Source organism: Methylophaga sp. UBA5088 (genome assembly GCF_002414625.1).
GTDB lineage: Bacteria > Pseudomonadota > Gammaproteobacteria > Nitrosococcales > Methylophagaceae > Methylophaga > Methylophaga marina.
Map to the genome: position 1 here is coordinate 15,500 of NZ_DIAC01000087.1, position 1,253 is coordinate 16,752.

The window sequence follows — 1,253 nt, forward strand, 5'->3', positions numbered from 1 at the left end:
GCTGCTGATGAGCTGGTCATCGAAACCTTAATTCAGCAAGCACGTAGCTATGTGTATACCACGGCACAGCCGCCGGCGATTGCCGCGGCAACACTAGCCAGTCTGGAGCTGGTGGAAACTGAACAGTGGCGACGTGACAAACTTCAGCAATTAATTCAGCAATTCAGACAAGGTGCTGAACAACTCGGTCTGGAGCTGATGTCTTCAGAAACCCCAATACAACCCGTCATAATCGGTGAAGATAAAAAGGCGCTGGAAATCGGGGCGAAATTAGAAGAGCAAGGCATTCTGGTCGGTGTTATTCGTCCACCGACAGTGCCAAAAAATACCGCCAGATTGAGAATTACCTTCTCTGCTGCCCATACAGAACAGGATGTAGACAGACTGCTTGTTGCTTTGGAGCAGGCGTATGCACATTAACAGCATAGGTCATGGACCAGACTTAGTATTGGTTCACGGCTGGAGTATGCATAGCGGTGTCTGGTCGCCCTTGCTTGAATTATTTTCCGAGCACTTTTGCTGTCATCTGGTCGATTTACCCGGACATGGTCAAAGTGACTGGCACGAAGGTGATTTTGAATTAAGCACTTTATTAGCCAAGCTAGCAGAAGCTTTACCAGAAAAGGCCATTTGGCTGGGTTGGTCATTAGGCGGACAAGTGTCATTAGCCATGGCTAAACATTATCCTGATAAAGTAAAAAAACTGATTTTGCTGGCAAGTAATCCACGCTTTGTGCAAACAGATGATTGGCCTTGTGCGATGCCACAAGAAGTTTTTGAAACCTTTTCAGCCAGCTTAGCTGATGATCAACAACAGACCTTGCAGCGGTTTATTATGCTGCAAGCAAAAGGTGCGAATCAGCCCCGGCAAGTGATTAAACAATTAAGTGAGCAACTGGCTCAACAGCATGAACCAAAACCAGAGGCATTACAGGCAGGCTTAAAGTGTCTGGCTGAGTGGGATTTACGAGATGCGCTTGCCACTGTAAATTGCCCCACACAAATGATTTTGGCAGAGAATGATCATCTTATTCCAGTTTCATTAGTGGAAGATGTACAGAAGTTGCAGCCAAAACTGCGCATTGATGTGATGCCGGGATTAGGCCACGCGCCTTTTATTTCACAGCCTCAGCAATGCCAATTAGTGATAGAACAATTTATCCATGAGTGAATATCGTCCCGATAAGAAAAGAGTGGCACAGTCCTTTTCTGCCGCCGCCGAGCATTACGATGATGTGGCTGTGTTACAAAGA

General features: G+C 46.4%; 2 protein-coding genes. Both read left to right on the top strand.

Features of this window, described 5'->3' with window-relative positions; genetic code table 11:
* The coding region (locus B4K20_RS11110) for an aminotransferase class I/II-fold pyridoxal phosphate-dependent enzyme (RefSeq protein WP_289282929.1) at positions 1-420 on the top strand (420 nt) is incomplete at its 5' end.
* Positions 410-1,171, top strand: a complete 762-nt coding sequence (gene bioH / locus B4K20_RS11115; RefSeq protein WP_289282930.1) for a pimeloyl-ACP methyl ester esterase BioH — start codon at positions 410-412, stop codon at positions 1,169-1,171. The genes B4K20_RS11110 and bioH, both read left to right, overlap by 11 nt.
* The last annotated feature ends 82 nt before the right edge of the window (positions 1,172-1,253 follow it).